This is a genomic window from Streptomyces sp. NRRL B-24572, from assembly GCF_002156145.1.
GTDB classification, from domain to species: domain Bacteria; phylum Actinomycetota; class Actinomycetes; order Streptomycetales; family Streptomycetaceae; genus Streptomyces; species Streptomyces vietnamensis.
In genome coordinates this window covers 1-3,067 of record NZ_MWIG01000218.1, presented here as the reverse complement: position 1 = coordinate 3,067, position 3,067 = coordinate 1, and the positions used below count along the sequence as shown (strand labels likewise).

At 73.4% G+C, this 3,067-nt stretch carries 4 protein-coding genes; 1 reads left to right on the top strand and 3 read right to left on the bottom strand.

All coding sequences use genetic code 11. The features are described from left to right. The coding region (locus CCN56_RS13665; RefSeq protein ID WP_256961958.1) for a hypothetical protein at positions 1-860 on the top strand (860 nt) is incomplete at its 5' end. Here CCN56_RS13665 and CCN56_RS13660 read toward each other — a convergent pair. The 3 genes from CCN56_RS13660 to CCN56_RS13650 all read right to left on the bottom strand — a co-directional run bounded on the left by CCN56_RS13660 (position 861) and on the right by CCN56_RS13650 (position 3,065). Further along, positions 861-1,997 (bottom strand): serine hydrolase, encoded by a 1,137-nt coding sequence (locus CCN56_RS13660; RefSeq protein ID WP_086826809.1) that lies wholly within the window; start codon positions 1,995-1,997, stop codon positions 861-863. A 102-nt stretch (positions 1,998-2,099) separates the two neighbouring features. Beyond that, positions 2,100-2,567, bottom strand: a complete 468-nt coding sequence (locus CCN56_RS13655) for an NUDIX hydrolase (RefSeq protein ID WP_086826807.1) — start codon at positions 2,565-2,567, stop codon at positions 2,100-2,102. 9 nt (positions 2,568-2,576) lie between these two features. Continuing rightward, entirely contained in the window at positions 2,577-3,065 is a 489-nt protein-coding gene (locus CCN56_RS13650; protein ID WP_086826806.1) for an HPP family protein, read from the bottom strand. Between the last annotated feature and the right edge of the window lie 2 nt (positions 3,066-3,067).

Here is a 3,067-nt window from a genome sequence, read left to right as displayed (position 1 = left end):
GGCAGCAGCTGCTGCCCGGCGTCTTCCTGCTCACGGCCGGGACCCCCACCAGCGAGGACCGGCTGCACGCGGCACTGCTCTACGCCCGCAGGACCGGGGCCGTGCCCTCGCAGGGCCCCGAGGCGATGATCACCGGCCTCGCCGCCCTGACCCTGCACCGCTTCTCCTCCGCTCCCCCGCTCACCGCCCTGGAGCGCATCGACGTGCTCGTGCCGCGCACCCGGCGGCTGCGCTCGACCGGCTGGGTGCGGGTCGTGCGCGCCCCCGAGTCGCCGGAGCCGGTGGAGCTCACCGGCGTCCCCGTCGCCCCGGTCGCCCGCGCCGTCGCCGACGCGGTGTCGGGCCTCTCGGACGCGGAGACGGTACGCCGGCTGCTCACCGAGGCCGTACGCGGCGGGCACTGCGAACCGGGCGTGGTGGTACGGGAGTTGAGCAGGGCCCGGCTGCTCTCCCGGCCGCACGTGGTGGACGCGGTGGACGCCCTGCTCGCCGAGGGCCGCTCGCTCTCCGAGCAGCGGCTCTACGAGATGGTGCGGGAGTTCGCGCTGCCGGACCCGCTGTGGAACGTGGACCTGCGGCTGCCGGGCGGCCCGCACCTGGGCGGGGTGGACGCCTACTGGCCGGACCAGGCGGTCGCCGTGGAGCTGGACACCCGGGCGCCCCGGCAGGACGACGACGAGCTGTGGAGCGAGTACACCCGCAAGCGGGAGCACCTGGAGCGGCTCGGCATCACGGTCGTCCACCTCACCCCGCGCAAGCTGCGCGAGGCGATGGACCAGCAGGCCACCGTGGTCCGTACGGCCCTGATGGCCGCGCCGGACCGGCAGCCCGCCGCGTACGTCGTCGTCCTGCCGCGGTGACTAGCCCTTGCTCGCGGCCGTGCCGCAGAACTCGGCCTCGATGACCTTCTCGGTGTCGCCCGTCCAGTCGGCGTTGAAGTTGCCGGCGAGGGAGTGCCCGCCGTCGCGGGTCACGTGGGCCAGCGAGGTGGAGCCGTGGATGCCGCCGCCGTGGCCCCAGACCTCCACTCCGCAGCTGAGCCTCTGCTCCATGAGCCCGAGGCCGTAGCCGGCGTTCGGGGCGATCGGGACCGTGGTGGTCATCTCCTTCAGACCGTCCTTCGTGAGGAGCCGGCCCTTGAGCAGGGCCGAGTAGAAGGTCTGCAGGTCGCGGGAGTCGGAGATGATCTCGCCCGCCGCGCCCGCGATGCTCGGGTTGAGGTCGGAGACCTCGTGGACGGGGTCGTTCACGTCCCGGGAGAGCTTGGAGTACGCCGGGCTGCTGGGCTCCGGCATGGCCGAGCGGGTCCCGGGGACGGTGGTGGCGCGGAGCTTGAGCGGCTTGATGATCCGGTTCTCGACGGCCTTGCCGTACGGGCGGCCCGTGACCTTCTCGATGACCATGCCGGCGAGGACGAAGTTGGTGTTGGAGTAGTTCCAGGAGGCGCCGGGCTCGAAGTCGGGCTTGTGGGCCATGGCGACGTCGACCAGCTGCTGCGGGGTCCAGGTGTCGTAGCGGTGCTCCAGGAAGCCGGGGCCGAAGACCTTGGTCTGGAAGGCGGGGTCCGAGGTGTAGCTGTAGATGCCGCTGGTGTGGTTGAGCAGCTGGCGGACGGTGATCCTGCTGCCGTCGTGGCCGTTGCCCCGGACGACGCCGGGCAGCCACTTCTCGACCGGGTCGTCGAGGTCGATGCGGCCCTCCGCCTGGAGCTGGAGGAGGACGGTGGCGGTGAAGGTCTTGGTGATGGAGCCGACGCGGTAGCGGTCGTTGCCGTTGCGCTCGCCGGCGGTGCCGGTCCAGCGGTCGCGCCCGTCGCGGGCCTGGGCGACGGCGCCGGGCACGCCGTCGGCGACGGCCGCGTCCAGGGCCTGCTGGGTGGCGGCGTGGTCCCGGTGGTGCACCGGTGCGGCGAGGGCGGGTGCGGCGAGGGCGGTGGCGGCGACACCCGCCACGAGGGTGGCGGCGACGACGGTGCGTGCGGTGCGGGCGGCTGACATGCGGGCTCCCCTGATCGTTGTGGTGCGGTCGGGGGAGGTGACTGCGGACTCCGGGGGACGGGTTGAGAGCGATCTTGACGGTTGAGCCCTTTTCAGCCGCTTCTAGAGGTTCGCGCGGCCGGTGAGGCGGGAGCGGCCGACCGGGGGCCGTTCGCGCCACAGGTCGAGGCCGATGTCGACGAGCTCGACCCGGGCGAGGGAGGGGACGGCGTCGAGCGGATGCCAGGCGGCCAGGTCCGTGGACCCGCCGGTCTCGTTGCGCAGGACACCGCCGGTGACCTGGGCCTCGTAGATGATCCTCAGGCCGTGCCAGTCGCCGTGCCCTCCGATCTTGTGGTGCCAGGCACGGCGGATGGAGTCGACGCCGAGGAGGGCGGTGGGTTCGGTGAGGTACCCGGTCTCCTCCTCGACCTCGCGGACGACGGTATGGACGGGGTCCTCGCCGTGGTCCATGCCGCCGCCCGGCAGGGTCCAGCGCTTGGCACCGTCCTTCGCGACCCAGCGGGCGAGAAGCATCTCGTCGTCACGGACACACACGGCGTAGGCCGCCACCCTCAACTGCTGCTTCATGGACTGAGGTTAGAGCCAGTACGCGGGGTACGTCCGCCCCGTGACACGCGCCGCCCCGAGACCGGCGGCGACCAGGAGGAGGGAGGCGAGGGCGAGAAGGCCGAGAAACGACCAGACCGGCGGGGACTGGAGGGCGACGATGACGGCCGTGGCCGCGGCGGGCGAGTGCGGGGTGCGGGCGAGCATCATCACGCCGAGGGCGAGGCCGCCCGCCACCGCGGCCCCCCACGGGCCCGGTCCGGCCAGGGCGAGGACCGCGAAGCCGGTGAGGGCGGAGAGCAGTTGGCCGCCGACGACCGAGCGCGGTTGGGAGAGCGGGAGGTCGGGGCCTCCGGCCACCAGGGCCATGCTGGCGGCGAGGGGCGGGATCAGAAGCGGTTGGTGGAGGACCGCGCCCACCGCGACCAGGAGGAGGAGGGCGGTGACGGCGGCGGCGGTCCAGGCCTCGCGGGTGGTACGGCCCCGGGGCGTGCCGATCAGGGCGAGCGCAGGCCACACCT

Coding starts and splice junctions, on each gene's coding strand:
- CCN56_RS13655 (WP_086826807.1), bottom strand. CDS start 2,567: ATGAAGCAGCAGTTGAGGGTGGCGGCCTACGCCGTGTGTGTCCGTGAC.
- CCN56_RS13660 (WP_086826809.1), bottom strand. CDS start 1,997: ATGTCAGCCGCCCGCACCGCACGCACCGTCGTCGCCGCCACCCTCGTG.